16 protein-coding genes are annotated in these 18145 nt (G+C 71.6%); 4 read left to right on the forward strand and 12 right to left on the reverse strand.

The genetic code is table 11. The features are described 5' to 3' along the window. Positions 1 to 77: 77 nt before the first annotated feature. The 3 genes from msrA to GXW78_RS13000 all read right to left on the reverse strand — a co-directional run bounded on the left by msrA (position 78) and on the right by GXW78_RS13000 (position 5598). Entirely contained in the window at positions 78 to 635 is a 558-nt protein-coding gene (gene msrA / locus GXW78_RS12990; protein ID WP_211869249.1) for a peptide-methionine (S)-S-oxide reductase MsrA, read from the reverse strand. Positions 636 to 678: 43 nt separating this feature from the next. After that, a complete protein-coding gene (locus tag GXW78_RS28295; RefSeq protein WP_211869250.1) occupies positions 679 to 5004 on the reverse strand; it encodes a calcium-binding protein in 4326 nt (1441 codons plus the stop codon). Positions 5005 to 5091: 87 nt separating this feature from the next. Further along, positions 5092 to 5598 carry an AAA family ATPase gene (locus GXW78_RS13000; protein ID WP_211869251.1) on the reverse strand — a complete coding sequence of 169 codons (507 nt, stop codon included), beginning with the start codon at positions 5596 to 5598 and terminating at the stop codon, positions 5092 to 5094. Positions 5599 to 5720: 122 nt separating this feature from the next. Between GXW78_RS13000 and GXW78_RS13005 the strand changes: the two genes are divergently transcribed. From GXW78_RS13005 to GXW78_RS13015, 3 genes are read left to right on the forward strand one after another with little or no spacing between them, the layout of a single operon-like run. Beyond that, positions 5721 to 6365 (forward strand): MBL fold metallo-hydrolase, encoded by a 645-nt coding sequence (locus tag GXW78_RS13005; protein ID WP_272876844.1) that lies wholly within the window; start codon positions 5721 to 5723, stop codon positions 6363 to 6365. Further along, a complete protein-coding gene (locus GXW78_RS13010; protein WP_211869252.1) occupies positions 6362 to 7597 on the forward strand; it encodes a serine hydrolase domain-containing protein in 1236 nt (411 codons plus the stop codon). Before GXW78_RS13005 ends, GXW78_RS13010 begins: the two co-directional genes overlap by 4 nt. Positions 7598 to 7654: 57 nt before the next feature. Next, complete coding sequence (locus tag GXW78_RS13015; protein ID WP_211869253.1) at positions 7655 to 8182, forward strand: hypothetical protein; 528 nt, start codon at positions 7655 to 7657, stop codon at positions 8180 to 8182. Positions 8183 to 8446: 264 nt separating this feature from the next. Here GXW78_RS13015 and GXW78_RS13020 read toward each other — a convergent pair whose 3' ends face one another. Both GXW78_RS13020 and GXW78_RS13025 read right to left on the reverse strand, forming a co-directional pair. Further along, positions 8447 to 9151 (reverse strand): 2OG-Fe(II) oxygenase, encoded by a 705-nt coding sequence (locus tag GXW78_RS13020; protein ID WP_211869254.1) that lies wholly within the window; start codon positions 9149 to 9151, stop codon positions 8447 to 8449. Then, a complete protein-coding gene (locus GXW78_RS13025) occupies positions 9148 to 9429 on the reverse strand; it encodes a methylated-DNA--[protein]-cysteine S-methyltransferase (RefSeq protein ID WP_211869255.1) in 282 nt (93 codons plus the stop codon). The genes GXW78_RS13020 and GXW78_RS13025 overlap by 4 nt, the downstream gene beginning before the upstream one ends. 128 nt (positions 9430 to 9557) lie before the next feature. On the opposite strand from GXW78_RS13025, the gene GXW78_RS13030 reads away from it, so the two are divergent. Beyond that, on the forward strand, positions 9558 to 9890 hold the full coding sequence (locus GXW78_RS13030) for a YdhR family protein (protein ID WP_211869256.1): 333 nt from the start codon (positions 9558 to 9560) through the stop codon (positions 9888 to 9890). An 81-nt stretch (positions 9891 to 9971) separates the two neighbouring features. On the opposite strand, the gene GXW78_RS13035 is transcribed toward GXW78_RS13030, so the two are convergent. From GXW78_RS13035 to GXW78_RS13065, 7 genes are all read right to left on the reverse strand, one after another. Beyond that, complete coding sequence (locus GXW78_RS13035; protein ID WP_211869257.1) at positions 9972 to 11618, reverse strand: SDR family oxidoreductase; 1647 nt, start codon at positions 11616 to 11618, stop codon at positions 9972 to 9974. Then, a complete protein-coding gene (locus tag GXW78_RS13040; RefSeq protein ID WP_211869258.1) occupies positions 11615 to 12823 on the reverse strand; it encodes an FAD-dependent oxidoreductase in 1209 nt (402 codons plus the stop codon). The genes GXW78_RS13035 and GXW78_RS13040 overlap by 4 nt, the downstream gene beginning before the upstream one ends. Beyond that, a complete protein-coding gene (locus GXW78_RS13045; protein WP_246522139.1) occupies positions 12820 to 13338 on the reverse strand; it encodes a gluconokinase in 519 nt (172 codons plus the stop codon). Before GXW78_RS13045 ends, GXW78_RS13040 begins: the two co-directional genes overlap by 4 nt. A gap of 265 nt (positions 13339 to 13603) precedes the next feature. Beyond that, complete coding sequence (gene gnd, locus GXW78_RS13050; protein WP_211869259.1) at positions 13604 to 14581, reverse strand: phosphogluconate dehydrogenase (NAD(+)-dependent, decarboxylating); 978 nt, start codon at positions 14579 to 14581, stop codon at positions 13604 to 13606. 71 nt (positions 14582 to 14652) lie between these two features. Continuing rightward, positions 14653 to 15900 (reverse strand): M28 family peptidase, encoded by a 1248-nt coding sequence (locus GXW78_RS13055; RefSeq protein WP_211869260.1) that lies wholly within the window; start codon positions 15898 to 15900, stop codon positions 14653 to 14655. Continuing rightward, on the reverse strand, positions 15897 to 16913 hold the full coding sequence (locus GXW78_RS13060) for a tripartite tricarboxylate transporter substrate binding protein (RefSeq protein ID WP_211869261.1): 1017 nt from the start codon (positions 16911 to 16913) through the stop codon (positions 15897 to 15899). Before GXW78_RS13060 ends, GXW78_RS13055 begins: the two co-directional genes overlap by 4 nt. Then, entirely contained in the window at positions 16853 to 18133 is a 1281-nt protein-coding gene (locus GXW78_RS13065) for an ArgE/DapE family deacylase (RefSeq protein ID WP_211869262.1), read from the reverse strand. The genes GXW78_RS13060 and GXW78_RS13065 overlap by 61 nt, the downstream gene beginning before the upstream one ends. Between the last annotated feature and the right edge of the window lie 12 nt (positions 18134 to 18145).

An 18145-nucleotide genomic window follows, 5' to 3' on the forward strand; every position in this document is an offset into this window, starting at 1 on the left:
TCGCCGATCGCCGGAAACTGCGCCGCGGCGATGCCGGACGCAAGCGGGGAGTCCATGCGATGACGCGTCCCGGCCCGTCAGGCCGCCGGCCGCTTCAACCGGTCGGCGAAGGACTTGCGGAACTTCAGCACCTTCGGCGCGACCACGGCGCGGCAGTAGCCGGACCACGGGTTGCGCGCGAAGTAATCGTGATGCTCCGGTTCGGCCGGCCAGAAGGGCGGCTCGGGCGCCACCTCGGTCACCAGCGGCCCGTCCCAGATGCCGGCCTTCGCCACCTCCTCCATCACGGCCTGTGCCGTCGCCGCCTGCTCGGGCGAATGGGTGAAGATGACGGAGCGGTACTGCGGCCCGACATCCGCACCCTGCCGATCCTTCGTGGTCGGGTCATGGATGGTGAAGAACACGCGCAGCAGGTCGGCGTAGGAAAGCTCCCTCGGGTCGAAGACGACGCGCACCACCTCGGCATGGCCGGTCTTCTTGCCGCAGACCTCCTCATAGGTCGGGTTGTCGACATGGCCGCCGGCGTAGCCCGACATCACCGAGACCACGCCGCGCAACTCCTTGTACACCGCCTCGAGGCACCAGAAGCAGCCGCCGCCGAGGGTCGCGGCCTCATGTCCCGCCTGTACGCTCATCGCATCCTCCATTCGCTCGCCATCGCCATGTAGGGATGACGGGTCATGCGAGGAAGACGAAGTCGTCGGCCGTCAGCGCCGCCTTTGAAACACCGGCGAGTTGCACCGAATCCCCCGGGCGCAGGTCGATGATGGCCCCATTGGCGCCATCGCGCGTCGCGGCCATCACCGCGGCGAAACTCGCGAAGCCGAAGCCCTGGAGCATGATGCGATCCTCCCCGGGGGTGAAGTCCGCCACGGCGTCCAGCCCCGATCCCGGTTTGAAGACGAAGGTGTCGCGGCCGGCCTCGCCGAACAGGATGTCGTTGCCGCCGCCGCCATCCAGCGTATCGTTCCCCGCGCGGCCGAACAGCGTCTCGGCCCGATCGGAACCCGCGATGCGGTTGGACGCGGTATTGCCGATGCCCACCGTCATGCCGTCGAGGATCAGCTCCTCGACATTGGCCGGCAGGGTGAAGGCGCCGGTGCCCAGGGCAATGACGCGGTCCCAACCCTGCCCCGCCAGCTCGATCACCGCATCGTCGGATTGCGAGACGACATAGGTATCGTTGCCGAGCCCGCCATACATCAGGTCGTAGCCCGGCCCGCCGTCGAGCCAGTCATCCCCCGCGCCGCCGCGCAGGATGTCGGTGGCAGCGTCGGCCCCGCCGTGGAGCGTGTCGTTGCCGGCATCGCCGTTGAGCTGGTCCCTGCCCGCGCCGCCGTTAATCGTATCGTTGCCAGTGCCGCCGAAGACGATGTCGTCGCCATCCTCGCCAAAGATCATGTCGTCGCCGGCGCGGCCCTGCAGCCGGTCCGCTCCGCCGCCGCCCCAGAGCGTGTCGTTGCCGTCCCGCCCGACCAGGAGGTTGTCGCCCTCGTTGCCGATCAGCCGCTCATGGCCCCCGGTGCCGATCGCGAAGCGGTTCCCGGACCCGGGGGCAAGGATGAACCATTCGATATTCAGCCGCAGGTAGTAGGAGGTGGTGGAGTAGACGGTGTCGTCGCCGCCGCCCGCGGCTTCGAATACCACCTGGTTCGACAGGGTGATCTCGAAGCGGTCATTGCCGGCGCCACCCCACAGGCTGTCCTTTCCGCCGCCGGCGATGATGATGTCGTCACCGGCTCCGCCATCGAGCACGTCGGCGCTCGGTCCACCCACGAGGAGGTCATTGCCGGCGCCTCCATACAGCGTGTTGAAGCCCGCCCCGCCGATGAGCGTATCGTCGGCGCCGTAGCCCGCGATGCGGTCGAAGCCCGCGGCGCCATCGAACCAATCCGCCGCGACGCTGCCATTGAGCGTATCGGCATAAGGGCTGCCGATCACACCCTCGATGCCGCTCAGCGTATCGCCGGTGGAGCTACTGCCGTTGCCGGCAAGGGAGACCGACACCCGGGCCGTGGCGGTCGCGTAGGACAGCGTGTCCCGCCCCTCCCCGCCGATCACCAGGTTGCGCCCCGCCCCCGGCAGCAGCAGGTCGTTGCCGCTGCCGCCGTCGAGCGTATCGGCCCCGGCGCCGCCTTCCAGCGTGTCGTCGCCCTCCCGCCCCTCCAGCCGATCGGCATGGGCGCCGCCAACCAGCCGGTTGCGGCCCGCCCCCCCGATCAGCGTCACCGCGCCCGTCGCGCCGGACGCATCCACCGCCTCGAAGCCGAGGGTGATGCCGCCGCCCGCCACCTGGTCGACCGGGCTGCCGAGGTCCACAGAGGCGCCGATCGTCAGCACCAGCGTATCGAAATCCTCCCCGCCATCGGCGTATGGGTCGGCGGGGTCGTAGTCCACGGTATCGTCGCCCGAGCCGGCATCGATGGAATCGGCACCCGGCCCGCCGGTGATGAGGTCCGCGCCGTCGCCTCCCGCGATGGTGTCGTCCCCCGCGCCACCGCGCAGCGTATCGGCGCCGACCCCGCCATACAGCCGGTCCGCACCCTCCCCGCCATCAAGGGAATCCCGCCCGTCCGACCCCCAGAGACTGTCCGCCCCGGCCCCGCCATGGACGGTGTTGCGGGCGAATAGCCCGTCCGCCTCCTCGGTGCCGGGGCCTTCGACGAAGATCTCGTCATCGCCTTCCCCGCCGTCCAGCCAGTCGTTGCCGGCGCCGCCCCAAAGCTGGTCGCCGCCGCCGCCCCCGATCAGCGTATCCGCGCCATTCCCGCCCAGCAGCCGGTCGGGGCCGGCACCGCCGAGCAGGCGGTCGTCGCCGGCGAGGCCGAAGACCTCCTGCCCGTCCGGCGCCGCGCCCAGCGTGTCGGCGCCGGCGGTGCCGACGGCGACACGGAAGGTACCGGCGGCGAATGCCTCCGCAGAAAGCACGCCGGCATCGATCCGGATCACCGCGTCGTCGGCATCGAGGATCAGGTCCTGGTTCAGATCGACGACGAACCAGCCGCCGGCCGCGCTGTCGCCGGACAGCGCCGGGATCCAGAAGGCCTGGTAGTAGCCCGGGCCGATGCCGTCCCCCGGCAGCGACAGGCCGAAGCCGGGGCCCGCCGCGAGTTGCCGGGCGGCCGCAGCGCCCCGCCAGACGAGCGGCGCGAGCCCCTGCGCCCCGGTGACCAGCCCGTCGATCAGGCCGAGCGAGATGAGGTCGCCGGCCGCGGCGTCGAAGTCGGTGATGGTGTCCGGCGCGCTGCCCGCTGCCTCCTCCAGCCCCGGCGCCGAAAGATCGATGACGAAGAGGTCGGCCCCGGCTCCGCCGGTCAGCAGACCGCCCCCTGGCCCGCCGACCAGCAGATCGTCGCCGTCCCCGCCTTCCAGCGTGTCAGCCCCTGCCCCGCCATAGGCGACGTCGTCGCCCGCCCCGCCTGAGAGGCTATCGGCCCCCTCGTCGCCCCAGAGCAGGTCGTCCCCGTCGCCGCCGAGCAGCGTATCGAGGCCGATCCCGCCGAACAGCGCATCGGGCCCGGCCCCACCCGCCAGCAGGTTGCGGTCGTCGGCCGCCTCGGTCTCCGGCGCGTAGGGGTCGGCGGCGAACAGCGTGTCCCAGCCGTCTCCCCCGTCCAGCGTGTCGCTGCCCGCACCGCCGATCAGCACGTCGGCCAGATCACCGCCGGACAGCGTATCGTCGCCGGTGCCGCCCTCCAGCCAATCCACGCCATCGCCGCCCGACAGGCTGTCGTCGCCCGCCTCGCCACGGAACAGGTCGTCGGTGGCGCCGCGGCCGGCCATCACGTCGTCGCCATCGCCGCCGAACAGCGCGCCGAACCCGGTCGCGAAGTCCGAGGGGTCGAGCACCTCCGTGGCATCGCCCGCCGGTACCGCGACGCGGATCAGCAGGTCCGCCGCGCCGAAGCGCCCGTCATCGTCGAGGTCGGCCCAGATCTCGAACCGCCAGGCCTCCCCCTCCACGCGCCGCCACAGCACATCGACCATGCCGTCGCCGACCAGCGCGGGGTCGAGCTGGAGGCCGGATTCCGCATAGCCCTCGAAGGCGAAGTCGGCCGGTGCGACGTGGAAGGCGATGATGCGCCAGACCGTCCAGGCGCCGGGTAGCAGGATGAGGTCGCCCCCGGGCACGCCGGCGCCCTCGAAATCCACGATCAGGTCGGGCGCGTCCGGCGGGCTCTGCGGCGCATCGATGCGGTCGAAGAGGAAGAGGTCGTCGCCCGCCCCGCCGATCAGCCGGTCGGTGCCCGCACCACCCTCGATCGTGTCGTCCCCGCCGCCACCGGCCAGCGTGTCGTCCCCTGCTCCACCGAGGATGATGTCCGCCAGAAGCCCGCCCAGGAGGGAATCGGCCCCGGCACCGCCGAGCAGCGCGACGGAAGCGCCGACGACCGCCCGGGCATCGACCTGGGCCGAGGACCCGCCGCCCTGCGCGGAGGCATCGATGGTGAACAGCATCCCGGGATCGGGCGTCGCGGTCGTCGCCGTGGCGTCGTCCAGCGTCAGCGCGATGGTGCCGTCCCGCAGCTCGATCACCTCGATGCCGGTGACGGTCGTCGCCGTGAGCGCGACGCTGAGCGTGCCCGACAGCGCCAGGCGATCCGCCGTGCCGGCGCCGCCATCCAGCGCATCGTCCGAACCGAGCGCACTACCGGCCTCGATGTAGTCATCCCCGGCACCGGCCGAGATGGTGTCGGCGCCGCCACGGTCCGCGCCGAACCAGTCGCTTCCCGCCGTGCCGTTGCGGCGGCTGTTGGCGGGGCTGTCGAAGGAGACCAGGCTGCCGTCCTGGAAGACCAGGTTGGAGGCCTGCAACCCGGCCCCGCCAACGCCGGTGTTCAGCAGGCGCAGCACCTGCCCGCCCGACGCCACCAGCAGGTCGCTGCCGCTGACGGAAAAGCGCAGCGACGCGGCGCCGATCGCCGGCCCGAAGACGAGCTGGTCCTGCGACGGCACGAAGTGCAGGCTGGCGCCTGGCAGGTCGGCGAAGGCGTAGGTCGTCATCGCATCCTGCGATCTCGGGAACCGCAGAAATGCCCGGACAGGCCTCAGTGACCGGTTAACGCGCGCGCCAGGTGCCGCCGGGGCGGATCAGTCCAGGCGCACCGTTGCGGCGATGGCGAGGATCGTCTCCACCGTCCGCCCGACCGGTTGGCGGGTGTCGATCTCCGCCTGCGCGGCGGCGCGCAGCCGCGGCTCGACAGCCTCGATGAGTCGCGCGACCGCCGCGCGTTCCGCCCCGCTCTGCCCGTAGCCATCGCCCGACCGCGCCGCCAGCCGTTCCATGATCGTGTCCGGCGGGGCCGACAGCAGGACGATCAGGTCGATCAGCTCGAAGGCTCCGCCCATGTTCTCCGCGCAGCCGCTGACGAACAGATCGGCCCCGGCATGCTGCGACAGCAGGGCGCGGACACGGTCCATCCGCCACACCCAGTCCCGCCCGGGGCGTGGCGTCAGCATGTCCTCGGCGGGAGCCTCGACCCAATGCGACCAGGCAGGCGCATCGAGATCGATGGCGCGATGCCCCAGGCGCGCCAATTCCTCGACGACAGCCGACTTGCCGGTGCCCGACATGCCGGTGATGAGAATGCGCGCCATCCGGGCCTCTTTCTCCGCCGCGACCGTTCGCCCCTGGCCTTGTCGATCCCCGGCCGAGGCTCCACCCTGCCGCCCGGCCGGGCGCGGTGCCTGCCAGCCCACCTCGCCGGAAGCCTCGCCCCATGCTGCAAGCCGCCATCCTGCCCGTCACCCCCTTCCAGCAGAACTGCACGCTGATCTGGGATGACGAGACGAAGGAAGGCGTGGTGATCGACCCCGGCGGCGATGCCGACCGCATCCAGGAGGCGATCCAGCAGGCCGGCATCAGCGTGCAGCGCATCCTGCTGACGCACGGCCATCTCGACCATGCGGGCGCTGCCGCGGAACTCGCCGCGGCGCTTGGCGTGCCGATCGAGGGGCCGCACCGCGCCGACGCCTTCCTGCTGGATGGCCTGCCGGCGCAGGGCGCGAAGTACGGCATGGACTGCAAGCCGGTCACACCCGACCGTTGGCTGGAGGAAGGCGAGACCGTCGAGATCGCCGGTCACGACTTCGCCGTGCTGCATTGCCCCGGGCATACACCGGGGCATGTCGTGTTCGTCAGTACCGCCCTCGGCTTTGCGCAGGTGGGCGATGTGCTGTTCCAGGGCTCGGTCGGCCGGACGGATTTCCCCTATGGCGACCATCAGGCACTGATTTCCGCGATCCGCACCAAGCTGTTCCCGCTCGGCGACGACATCCAGTTCATCTGTGGCCATGGGCCGGGCTCGACCTTCGGCACCGAGCGGCGCACCAATCCCTATGCCGGCGAGGGAGCCCCGGAATGAGCATCATCCAGGCCGAGATCCCCGCCATCCCGGCCACGCGGCCGGAGGCGGTCGGCATGTCCTCCGCCCGGCTCGCCCGCATCCGGCCGGCGCTGGATCGCGAAGTCGCGGAAGGCCGCTTCCCCGGCGGCGTCGTCGGCATCGCGCGTGACGGCAAGCTCGTGCATCTCGAAGCCGTCGGCTTCCTCGATGCGGAGGCGAAGACTCCGATGCGGCCCGATGCGCTCTTCGCCATCGCCTCGATGACGAAGCCGGTCTGCGGCGTGGCGGCGCTGTCGCTCGTCGAGGAAGGGCGCCTGCTGCTGTCCGATCCGGTCGGCGCCTATCTGCCCCCGCTGATGACGATGCAGGTAGCGATGCCGACGCCCGGGATGCTGTCGGGCGACGGCCCGATCGAGACCGAGGCCCAGCGCCGGCCGATGACGGTGCAGGATGCCGCGCGCCACACCACGGGCTTCGTCTATGGCGGCTTCGGCGGCACGGCGGTGCACAAGGCGCATCCGGGCACCTCGCTGACCGTCGCGAACGAGTTCGACGCGGAGGGGCTGGCGAAGGCGCTGGGCGCGACGCCGCTGCGTCATCATCCGGGCGAGGCCTGGGAGTACGGTTTTTCGACCGACGTGCTCGGGCTGGTCGCGCAGGCGGCGGGCGGGGCATCCCTCGGCACACTGATGCGGGAGAGGATCTTCGCGCCGCTCGGCATGGCGGAGACAGGCTACGTCCTGCCGCAGGGTGGGGCCGAACGCTTCGCGAAGGCGCTGCCGGCCTGCCCGCTGACCGGCAAGCCGCAATCCGTGACGGCGGCGACGACCGCCCCGCGGATCGAGGTCGGCGGCGCGGGCCTGATCTCGACCGTCTCCGACTATCTGCGCTTCGCGGAGATGCTGCGCGCGGGCGGCTCGCTCGGCGGCGCCCGCGTGCTTTCCCCGGCGACGGTGCGCTGGATGGGTTCCGACCACCTGCAGGGGATCGAGGGCGGCCCGGACCGCATGGATCCCGGGCTGAAGGGCTACGGCTTCGGGTTGACGGTCGCGGTGCGGAAGAACCCCGGTGGCTCCGCGTTCATGGGCGCGCCCGGCGCCTTCGGCTGGTCCGGCGTGTTTGGCACCTATTTCTGGGTGGACCCGGCCGAGCGCCTGGCTGTGGTGCTGATGGCCCACGCCCCGGGCGAGATGCGGCTGCGCTATCGCCGGCTGATCAACATGCTGGCGTACCAGGCGATCGAGAACTGAGCTTGGCCCGCACGGTTTCGTGTATGGTCGGGCCGCCATCCTGACGGACCCGCCGCGATGAACGTGCTGCTCGGCTTCCTGCCCTTCGTCGCCTTCGGCGTGCTGAGCGGGCCGCTCGGCACGATCCCCGCGCTGTTCGCGGGCGCCGCGGTGGCGGCGGTGTTGGTGCTGCGCGGCCAGCGGGCGGGGGCGGCCCCCAAGATCCTGGAAGTCGGCACGCTGGCGCTGTTCGTCGTGCTGGGGCTGGCGGCCCTGCTGCTGAGGCTGGACCTGCCGCTGATGGCGGTGCGGCTCTGTGTCGATCTGGGGCTTCTCGCCATCATCCTGACCTCGCTCGCGATCCGCCGCCCGTTCACCATCCAGTACGCGAAGGAGGAAGTGCCGGCGACGTACTGGGACAGCCCGCAATTCCTTCATGTGAACATGGTGATCAGCGCCGGCTGGGCGGTGGCGATCTTGGTGATGGTCCTCGCTGAATCCGCAGTGCTGCTGGGCATGATTCCGCAGCACGCCGCGACACTCGTCATCGTCGGGGCGCTGGTCGGCGCGGTGCTGTTCACGAAGCGGCGTGCCGCGGCGGCGTGACGGCGCCGATGCCTGGACTGTTGCTGTTGGAGGGGCTTTGCCCCTCCAAGCCACCCCAGCAAAGGCCGAAAGGCCTTTGCAAACCTCCACTTGGCGCCGGGCACCACTGGTAGAATGCGTGCCGCGACCCGCTCTTGCGCACGAAGCGCGCGCGGAGGGGACGGCAAGCCCGCCATGCCCGCCACCAACCGATTGCGGTCCAGGGGGTCCTACCCCTTGGCGGGGGTGGTTCGGAGGGGCGGCGCCCCTCCGACGGCGGCGTCGTCACGCCGCGTCGTGGAAGATGATCCCGAGCGTGTGCCGCCGCCCGCTCCGCAACCGGCTGACGCCGTGGCGGAGATTGACGCGATAGGTGCCGCGCGTGCCCTGCACGGGGCGGTTATGCACGGCGAAGATCACGCCCTCCCCCTGCGCCAGCGGCACCACCTCGGCGCGGGACTGCATGCGCGGGCGCTGTTCGGTCAGCACGAACTCGCCGCCGGTGAAGTCGCTGCCCGGCTTCGACAGCAGCATCGCCACCTGCAACGGGAAGACGTGCTCGCCATACAGGTCCTGATGCAGGCAGTTGTAGTCGCCGGTGCCGTAGCGCAGCAGCAGCGGGGTCGGGCGGGTCTGCCCGGCCTTGTGGCAGCGCGCGAGGAAATCCGCGTGGCGCGCGGGGAAGCGCGGGGCGAGGTCCATCGCCTCGTTCCAGCGGTTGGCCACCGGCGCGAGATGCGGCCAGAGGCCCTCACGCAGTGCCGTCACGACATCGGGCAGCGGGTGCGCGAAATACTTGTACTCGCCGCGGCCGAAGCCGTGCCGGGCCATGATGATGTGGCTGCGGAAGCCATCCTCCGCGTCATACAGCCCGGCGACCGCGGCGCAGGTCTCCGTATCCAGCAGCGGGCCGGTCGTCGCGCAGCCGAAGGCGTCGAGCTCCGCGCCGATGCGCGCCCAGTCGAGCGCGGCGATGCGATCGGCGATCATGCCGCAGCTTCGCGCATCAGCAGAGCGCGCTTGCGCTCGGCACCCCAGCGCCAGCCGCCCGTGCCGCCATCGGCGGGGACGACGCGGTGGCAGGGCACCAGCAGCGCCACGGGGTTGGCCGCGCAGGCGCGCGCCACCGCCCGCGCCGCGCCGGGATGGCCGATCCGCGCGGCGAGCGCGCCATAGGTCTCGGTGCGGCCTGGCGGGATGTCCCGCAGCGCGGCCCAGACGCGGCGCTGGAACGGGGTGCCGCGCAGGTCGAGGGGAAGGCTGGTCATGGTCTCTGTCTCCTTTGCTTGTCCCGCCCTTCATGCCCGGAACGCCGGCGCGCCGCCTTCCGTGTGTTGCGCCCGTCCGCGATCGGCGCGCACGCTCCCGGCCTCGTATCCGAGGGAGGAAAAACCGCATGATGATCGTCCAGATCAACTACACCCGCCCGGAGATGCCCAAGGCGGAGTGGGAAGCGCGCTACACCGATGACCGCGCAAAGCAGTTCCTCGCCGTGCCCGGCCTGCAATGGAAGATCTGGCTGGATGGCGAGGCCGACCGCCGCGCCGGCGGGATCTACCTGTTCGACAGCGGCGCCAATGCCGAGGCCTACATGAACGGCCCGATCGTCGCCCGCATGAAGGCGAACCCGGAGATCACCGACCTGCAGATCCGGATGTTCGACGTGCGCGAGCGGATGACGGCGATCACGAATGGCCCGGTGCCTGGCCTGGCGATGGCAGCGGAATAGGGCGTGACTGCCGGCGGTGACGCGCCGATGGCGCGCGTCACCCTCTCGGCTCGCCAGCGTGGCGCCTGGGCTGCGGAGGGTTCAGGCGACAGGTGAGAGCCAGCCGCGGTAGCGCGTCAGCCGACCCAGCAGCGGCACCGCGATCGGCACGTCGAAGGCGAAGCGGCCCTCGGCGTCTGGATACTCGCGCGCAGCGCTGATCGGGGCGAGGAAGCGCGGCAGGCGAAGGCCGAAGGCCCGCGCGCCGGTCGTTTCCAGCACGAGCCCGTCCGCGCTGCGGCGCAGCGCGAGCAGCCCGGTCAGTGGGCCGAACCGCTCTTCGATGCCGCCCTTGCCATCCGCGCGCAGCACCGACCGCATGGTGCGGCCGGGCCAGTGCCGTTCCCAGGCTTCCGTCCCGTCCGGCGCGGCGCGCATCTCGACGCGCAGCGGCGCCTCCGCCGTCGCGGCCGGCAGGCCGAACAGCCGCGCCGCCAAGGCCCCGAGGGGATTGGCCGCACCCTCCGCCGAGCCCCGGCCTTCCAGCGCCAGGAAGGGCGCCACGGCATGGCCAGCGACGATCGCCGCCGGCAACGTCCCCTCCCCCAACAGGCGCGCGAACAGCGGCGCCGGGAAGTCCATGGCGTCGATGCGCGTGGTGATGCGGTGCGCGGCGAAGGTCTCGGCGATGCGGTCGTAGTCGAGGATGCCGACGCATGGCGCCGCACCGCGGAAGGCCAGGCTGCCATCCGCGAGGCCCCGCAGCGCGGCGAGCGCCGGCAGGGTCGGCACGAAAGGCCCGTCCCCTTCCTCGGCAACCAGCGTCCAGCAGCGACGGCGCAGCACGCCATCCGCTTCCTCGGCGACGACCGATACCTCCATGCCGCCGCGATCCGTGCCGAAGGGTGCGAGCAGCCGCGCCAGCCCATGCAGTGGCCGCGTGAGCGGCAGCAGCGACCGCAGCAGCCCGGCCTCCACCAGCCACGACAGCGCCGCCAGCCCCTGATGCATCACGCCGAGTTCCAGCCCCGCGCGGAACAGCGCATCCGCACGCGGCGCGTAGCGGGTGACGAGCAGATCGAGATCCGGCGTCTCGCACAGCGACAGGCGGCGGCGGCCGAGACCCGCGATGGTGCGGCGATCGGACAGGCCCCAGCCGGGCGCCGTCGTCCAGCGGCCCCCGCGGAAGACGCGGATGGGCTGGCCGGCGCGGGACAGGATGGCGCGCATCACCGCCTCCCCGCGCGGCGCGCGATTGCCGGGGGAGATGGCGACGTCGATCATGTGGATCGCCCGCGCGCCGGCGGTGATGACGTCCAGCACGGCGTGCGACAAGGCGGGTGTGGAACTGGCGCCAGCCAGCACCGCAACGCCGGCCTGCCGTGCCGCCCCGTCCAGCGCGCCGATGCCGGCGACCCAGTCGCGCGCATCCGCAAGGTCCACCCAATGCAGCCCGGCCTCGATCGCCGCGCGTGCGGGTTCCGGTGGACGGTCCTGGAACGGGCCCGAGGCATCGGCGACGGCGATCAGCGCGGGATGTTCCGCCGCCAGCGCGCGCAGCCGCGCCGCATCCAGCCCGGCGCGATCCATCGGCAGCGGCGTCAGCAGCGGGCCGAGCCGTGCGGCCAGCGCACGCAGCGGCGCCTCCCGCCGCGCGGCGGCCAGCACGGCGATGCCCGACCGGACCAACCCCTCGGCAAGCCTTTCGCCGAAGGCGCCCGTCGCGCCCAGCAGCAGGACGGTCTTCATCGTTGGCCCGCCAGCCAGGGCGCGTCGCGATGCGTCAGCAGGCCCGTCTTCAGCCCCGCGAGGGTCAGCAGCGTCTGGCGATGCAGCCAGGGAACGATCTTCATGCGATTGAACACCAGGTCGCGCAGGACGGGCAGCGCCCGCGCATCGGATTGGAAGAAGGGCGTCATCAGCGCGCCGGCGCGTTGGTAGAAGTGCACATGGCGCCGCCGCGTCCGGGCATAGAGGGCGAAGGCCGCCTCAGGCTCCGGCCGCGCCGCCAGCGCATCGGCGAGCGCCCACGCATCCAGCAGCGCATTGTTCGCGCCCTGGCCAAGCTGCGGTGATGTCGCATGCGCCGCATCGCCCAGCAGGACCAACCGGCCGCGCCATGGGCGCCGGGCGGTGAACTGGACGTAGCTGGCGGGCGTGAAGTCCTCGGGCCCGGACAGCGCTGCCAGCACGGGCGCGATGGGTGGCCAGAGCGCCGCGACCTGCTCCCGCCACGCCTCGAAACCCGCGGCCCAAGCGGCGTGCTCGCCCGGCTTGATCGACCAGAACACGGCGGCGAGTGGCGGCCCGCCGGCTTCGGCGCTGCCGACCGGCAGCCAGCCCAGCATGTGCCGCGCCGCGACGTAGCGCTGCAGCAGCACGCCGGGGGCAATGCCCGGGTCCGGCACGGCGGCCCACACGGCGCCATAGGTGTAGGTGCGCGGCGCCCGGGGTTCGACCAGCGCGCGGAAGGGGGAGCGCGCGCCGGAGGCATCGATGACGAGGTCCGGTTCCGCGACCACCGCGCCGGCGCCATCGCGCAGCACGACACCGTCGATGCGCTGGTCGATGGCGGTGACCTGCCGACCGGTTTCGATCCGCGCGCCCGACGCGGCGAAGGCGCGCCACAGCACGCCGTGCAGCGCCGCGCGATGCACCGCGACCGCGTGCGCATCAGGCGCCAGATCCTCATAGGCGAGATCCATCACCGTCGCGCCGCGATCCGTCGTCCCGTGCAGACGGTCGATGCGCGCGCCGAGGGCCGCGATCTCCGCCCGCAGCCCCAGCCGTTCCAGCGCGGCGAGCCCGGTCGGTTGCAGCATCAGCCCCGACCCGACCGGCTTCGGCTCCGCGAAGCGTTCCAGCACCGTCACCCGATGCCCCGCACGGGCGAGCAGAGTCGCGACCGCCAGCCCGCCGACGCCGGCGCCGATCACAGCGATGTCGTGCGTCACGCGATGTCGCCGCGTTGTCTGAACGTCGCGATGGCCTCGCGGGCAATGGTGGCCGGGTCGTGCTCCACGCCGATCTCGACGATGTCGGGCTCGCCTGTTGTCGGTTCCAGCGTCGCGAACTGGCTTGCCACCAGCGAGGCCGGCATGAAGTGCCCCACCCGCGCCGCCTGGCGCGCGGTGATGAGATCCATCGATCCGGCGAGGTGCAGAAACCGGACGTCGCCATGCCCGTCTCGCAGCACGTCGCGATAGGCGCGCTTCAGCGCCGAACACCCGATGACGACCGGCGCGACCGTTCCGCGCGCCACATCGATGCGCGCGGCAATGGCCCGCAGCCAGGGCCAGCGGTCGTCATCCGTCAGCGGCGTGCCGGCGGACATCTTCGCGACGTTGGCAGCGGGGTGGAAGGCATCGCCATCCTCGAACATCCAGCCGAGGTCGCGGGCGAGACATCCGCCGACGGTGGACTTGCCGCTGCCGGAGACGCCCATCACGACGATGGCGGCGATCGTCATGTTAAGTGGCGCCGAAGGTCGGAGGGGCCCTGCCCCTCCGAACCACCCCGCCAGGATGCTGGGCATCCTGGACCGCAATCTTCTGGTGCGGAGCGCTTCAGGCGGTCCGGGGCCCTCGGAACAGGCTTCGTGCGCGGCGGCGGGTCGCGGCATTCATCCCGGCCGTGGCGCAAGGTGCCAACCAATGGTTTCCAAAGGCCTCGGGCCTTTGGTGGGGTGGCTTGGAGGGGCAAAGCCCCTCCAACAGCAACAGCCGCCATCGTCGTCACTTCGGCTCCAGATGCCCGCCGAACCCGGCCCGCATCGCCGACAGCGCCTTGCCCGCAAAGCGCTTCTCGTCGCGCGACGCGAAGCGCGCATAGAGCGCCGCCGTCAGCACCGGCGTCGGCACGGCGGTCTCCACCGCCTGCTGCACCGTCCAGCGGCCCTCGCCGGAATCGCCGACCGTGCCGGCATACTTCGCCAGCGCAGGATCCTCCGCCAGCGCCGCTGCCGTCAGGTCGAGCAGCCAGGAAGTGACGACGGACCCGCGCCGCCAGACCTCCGTCACATCGGCAAGGTCGACGGTGATGCGGTGGTCTTCGGGCAGCGCCGGACTGTCGGCGGCGCGCAGCAGGTCGAGCCCCTCGGCCAGCGCCTGCATCATCCCGTACTCGATCCCGTTATGGACCATCTTCACGAGATGGCCGGCGCCATGGCCGCCGCAATGCAGCCAGCCCTGCTCGACATTCGGCGCACGGCCCTCGCGGCGCGGCGTCGCCGGAATGTCGCCGCGGCCGGGGGCCAGCGCATCGAAGATCGGCGCGAGACGCGCGACGGCTTCCGCCGCGCCGCCGATCATCAGGCAGTAGCCGCGCTCGAGGCCCCAGACGCCGCCGGAGGTGCCGATGTCGAGGTAGTCGATGCCCTTCGCGCGCAGCGCGGCGGCGCGGCGGACATCGTCCTTCCACTGCGTGTTGCCGCCGTCGATCGCGACATCGCCGGGCGAGAGCAGCGCGCCCAGCGCGTCGATCGCCTGGTCGGTGGCCTCGCCATGCGGCAGCATCACCCAGACGGCGCGCGGCGCGGCCAAGCCCGCGACGACGCCGGCGAGGTCCGATGCCGGCACCGCGCCATCCGCCGCCACCGCGGCGACCGCAGCGGCGTCGCGGTCCCACACCACGCAGCGATGGCCGGCGCGCATCAGCCGGCGCGCGATGTTGGCACCCATGCGGCCGAGGCCGACGATCCCGAGTTCCGCCATGTGCCGCCCTCCGTTGCGCGATGCATGCCCGAGCACGGGGCTCGCCGCAACAGAACGGACCGTGCGCTTGCTCACATCGCGCTGTACAGCCGCGCGATGGCGTCCTCGGATGCGGTCATCGCCTCCCACACCAGCGCGCCTGCCGTCATCGTCGCGTCCTGCAACTGGCGCATCGGGACGAGATCGCGCCGGTCGGCACCCGTCAGCAGCAGACGCAGCGCGCTGTCGGGCTCATTGAAGCCGGCGATCAGCCGTGCGGCGCGGATCTGATGATCGGCGAAGTTCGCATGGTCGGAATTGCGCATCAGCGGGCGATGCGTGCGCAGGCTGCGCCCGGCTTTCTTCGCAGCGTCGGTGAGGAACGGACCGAGGCGCGCGAAGCCGCTCGTCAGCACGGTAAGATTGGGGCTTCCGGCAATGGAATCGAGATTGATGTTGAGCGCCATGCGGCGCTTCTCGGCCATGGTCTTCCCGTCGAGCCACGCCTTCGACCCCGCAAGCGCCCATTCCTCGGCACCGAAGATGCAGACCATCAACCCGCGCTCGCACTGCGCCGCGACGGGCCGCACGGCGCGCGCCAGGCACAGCGCGGCAGCGAGGCCAGTCGCATTGTCGATCGCGCTCTCGCCCAGCGGATGCCCGTCGAGATGCGCCGAGACGACGACATAGTCGTTGCCGCGCCCTGGCATGGTCAGCACCAGCGTCGGCGTCGTCGCGGCGTGGTCGCTGCCCAGCAAGGTGAGCCGCACGCGCCGTCCTTCCGCCAGCAGCGCCCCCGCCTCGGCGGAGATGCCGAGCGCCGGGATGCCCTGCCCGCCCGCGCGCCCGGACGATCCCGAGACCGGCCCGACACCCGCCTCCGGCTGCACGATCAGGAAGGCTGCCGCCCCCGCTTCCTGCGCGGCTGCCAGCTTCACCCGCCGATGAATCGTCTGCGCCGAGAACGGATATTCATGCCGCGCGAGCACCGCGCGCCCCGCCGCCCCCGAGAAATCGCCGGGCGCTCCGCGCCCGCAATCCAGCGTGTCGAGCAGCAGCCCATCGACCGGCGTGCCGGCCGCGCCGAGCAGCGGCGTGCAGTCCAGCTCGCGCCCCGTCGCCACATCCGTCAGCCGCGCCTCATGGCAGCGCCAGCCGGCATAGGGCACGGGTTCCTTCCAGACCGTGCCGAACGCCGACAGCCGCTCCTCCATCAGCGCGAAGCCGCGCTCCGCGCTCGGCGTGCCCTGCAACCGTCCGCCAGTGTCGCAGATCGCTGCGAAATCCGCGGCGAGCGCGTCGTCGGCCGCGATGCGGCCGAGGAAATCCGCGAGCGTCACTGCGCGGTGATGCCCCGCGACCGCGCGATCTCGCCATAGCGCGCGACATCCTCGCGGATGCGCTGGCCGAAGGCCTCCGGCCCGTCGCTGCGTGGGATCACGGCGAGCGCATCGAGCCGCTCCGCCATCCCCGGTGCGGCCAGCACGGCCGGCATGGCGGCCGCGATCTTCTGCACGACGGCATCGGGCGTCCGTGCCGGCGCCAGCAGCCCCCACCAGTGCTCCGCCACAAGGTCGATGCCCTGCTCGCGGAAGGTCGGGATGTTGGGATGGCTGCGCATCCGCTCCGCCGCCATCACGCCAAGCCCGGTGATCTGCCCCGAGGAAAGCTGCGGCGCCGCCGACGCCACGGTGACGAAGACCGTGTTGAGATTGCCCGCCGCGAGATCCTGGATCGCCGGCCCGCCGCCGCGATAGGGCACATGGGTGATCTGCGTGCCGGTGGCGGCCTGGAACAGCTCGCCCATCATGTGGGACGCGGCACCGACGCCGCCGGAACCGAAGGTGTAATGCCCCGGCCGCGCCTTCGCGAGGGCGGCGAATTCCGCTGCGTTGCGCGCCGGCAAGGACGGATGGCCGAAGATCAGCAGCGGCGCTGCCCCGACCATCACGACCGGGATCAGGTCCTTCTCGACGTCATAGGGCATGCGCGCCTGCAGCGCCGGCACGATGGCGTAGGGCAGGTCGGCGAGCAGCAGCGTGTACCCATCCGCCGGCGACCGCGCGACGAACTCCGTGCCGAGCATCGACCCCGCGCCCGAGCGGTTCTCGACGATCACCGACTGCCCCAGCGCCGCGCCGAGGCCCGGCTGGATCAGCCGGGCCAGCACGTCGGACGACCCGCCCGGCGCGAAGGGAACGATCAGCCGGATCGGCCGGTTGGGCCAATCCGCCTGCGCGAGCGCCGGCGCGGCCATCGCCGCCCCGGCCGCCCCGAGCAGGCTTCGTCGCGTCAGCCGCGCGGGCGCAGCCCGCACCATTCGCTGATGAAGGTCGCGATCGTTCTTGTGCATGTCCGGAGATCCTCGATCGAAGTGCGTTCGTCGAAGCCGTGCGCCACTTCCCCCTTGGGACCGTAGCAGAGACCGGGAAATCCGAAATAGAGTCCGTAATAACGTGCGTCGTTCACCGCCGTGGTGCGCCGCTCCGGCATCTGCCCGCCATGCACCGCAGCATGCGAAGCCGCCAACACCTTCTCCGCCTCGCTACCCGGTTCGAGCACATAGGGGTCGGTCTGGAAGCCGGTCCAGACGATCTCGGGCGGGTTGTTGGCCATGAAGCTGTCGCCCTTCGCCGCGGCCTTCACGCAGGCCTCGACGCGCGCCATCGCTTCTTCCGGCGTCATGCCGGGGATGAGGCCAATGCGGCAATCGACCTCGCACCAGGCCGGCGTCGAGGATGCCCAGTCACCGCCGCGAATGATGCCCGGGTTGAATTTGATCGGGTCCCTAATGTCCTTGTACCAGGGGTTGGACTTCGCTTCCTCGTTCAGCACCTTGGTGTGGGCATACAGCGCGTTGATCAGCGCATAGGCCGACATGATCGCATTGGTGCCGTCCTGCGCGACCGCCACATGCACGGGCACGCCACGCACGCGCAGGCGGAACCAGATGGTGCCGGTCTGGGTGCGGGTGATGGTGTGGCCCGTGGGCTCCGGCACCAGCGCGGCCTCCGCGCGATACCCGCGCAGCAGCGCGGCGAGCGCGCCATTGCCCGTGCTTTCCTCCTCCGTCACCGTCTGGACATAGACGTCGGCGGCAGGTTCGAAGCCGGCGGCGCGGATCGCATCCATCGCATAGACCATGCAGGACACGCCGGACTTCATGTCGTGCGCACCGCGGCCATACATCCAGCCGTCGCGGATCGTCGCTGAGTAGGGCGGGTAGGTCCACATCTCATGCGGACCTTCCGGCACCACGTCGATATGGCCCTGCAGGATCAGGCTGCGGCCGGTCGGGTTCTTCGGGCGATGCGAGGCCACCACCTGGATCGACCCCGCCGGATCGACGCCGACCATCGGCGCGAGCTTCGGGTGGTCCGGCACATCGGCAATGGAAAAACGATCGACCGCATAGCCACGCTCGGCCATCTGCCGCGCGAACCAATCCTGCAGCGGCGCCTCCCGCCCGCGCAGCGAGGGAAAGCGCACGAGCTCCTGGAGGAACTCCACCTGTTGGCCGAAGCGCTCGTCGATGGCTGCGGCAATGCGGGTCTGGGCGTCGGCATCAGGCATGGGCGAAGCAGT

Origin of the sequence: Neoroseomonas terrae, from assembly GCF_018129025.1 — a bacterium.
Taxonomy (GTDB): domain Bacteria; phylum Pseudomonadota; class Alphaproteobacteria; order Acetobacterales; family Acetobacteraceae; genus Neoroseomonas; species Neoroseomonas terrae.

Excerpts from the sequence above, each read along its gene's own strand:
- msrA (WP_211869249.1), bottom strand. The coding sequence starts at position 635 with ATGAGCGTACAGGCGGGACATGAGGCCGCGACCCTCGGCGGCGGCTGC.
- GXW78_RS28295 (WP_211869250.1), bottom strand. The coding sequence starts at position 5,004 with ATGACGACCTACGCCTTCGCCGACCTGCCAGGCGCCAGCCTGCACTTC.
- GXW78_RS13000 (WP_211869251.1), bottom strand. The coding sequence starts at position 5,598 with ATGGCGCGCATTCTCATCACCGGCATGTCGGGCACCGGCAAGTCGGCT.
- GXW78_RS13005 (WP_272876844.1), top strand. The coding sequence starts at position 5,721 with ATGCTGCAAGCCGCCATCCTGCCCGTCACCCCCTTCCAGCAGAACTGC.
- GXW78_RS13010 (WP_211869252.1), top strand. The coding sequence starts at position 6,362 with ATGAGCATCATCCAGGCCGAGATCCCCGCCATCCCGGCCACGCGGCCG.
- GXW78_RS13015 (WP_211869253.1), top strand. The coding sequence starts at position 7,655 with ATGAACGTGCTGCTCGGCTTCCTGCCCTTCGTCGCCTTCGGCGTGCTG.
- GXW78_RS13020 (WP_211869254.1), bottom strand. The coding sequence starts at position 9,151 with ATGATCGCCGATCGCATCGCCGCGCTCGACTGGGCGCGCATCGGCGCG.
- GXW78_RS13025 (WP_211869255.1), bottom strand. The coding sequence starts at position 9,429 with ATGACCAGCCTTCCCCTCGACCTGCGCGGCACCCCGTTCCAGCGCCGC.
- GXW78_RS13030 (WP_211869256.1), top strand. The coding sequence starts at position 9,558 with ATGATGATCGTCCAGATCAACTACACCCGCCCGGAGATGCCCAAGGCG.
- GXW78_RS13035 (WP_211869257.1), bottom strand. The coding sequence starts at position 11,618 with ATGAAGACCGTCCTGCTGCTGGGCGCGACGGGCGCCTTCGGCGAAAGG.
- GXW78_RS13045 (WP_246522139.1), bottom strand. The coding sequence starts at position 13,338 with ATGACGATCGCCGCCATCGTCGTGATGGGCGTCTCCGGCAGCGGCAAG.
- gnd (WP_211869259.1), bottom strand. The coding sequence starts at position 14,581 with ATGGCGGAACTCGGGATCGTCGGCCTCGGCCGCATGGGTGCCAACATC.
- GXW78_RS13060 (WP_211869261.1), bottom strand. The coding sequence starts at position 16,913 with ATGCACAAGAACGATCGCGACCTTCATCAGCGAATGGTGCGGGCTGCG.
- GXW78_RS13065 (WP_211869262.1), bottom strand. The coding sequence starts at position 18,133 with ATGCCTGATGCCGACGCCCAGACCCGCATTGCCGCAGCCATCGACGAG.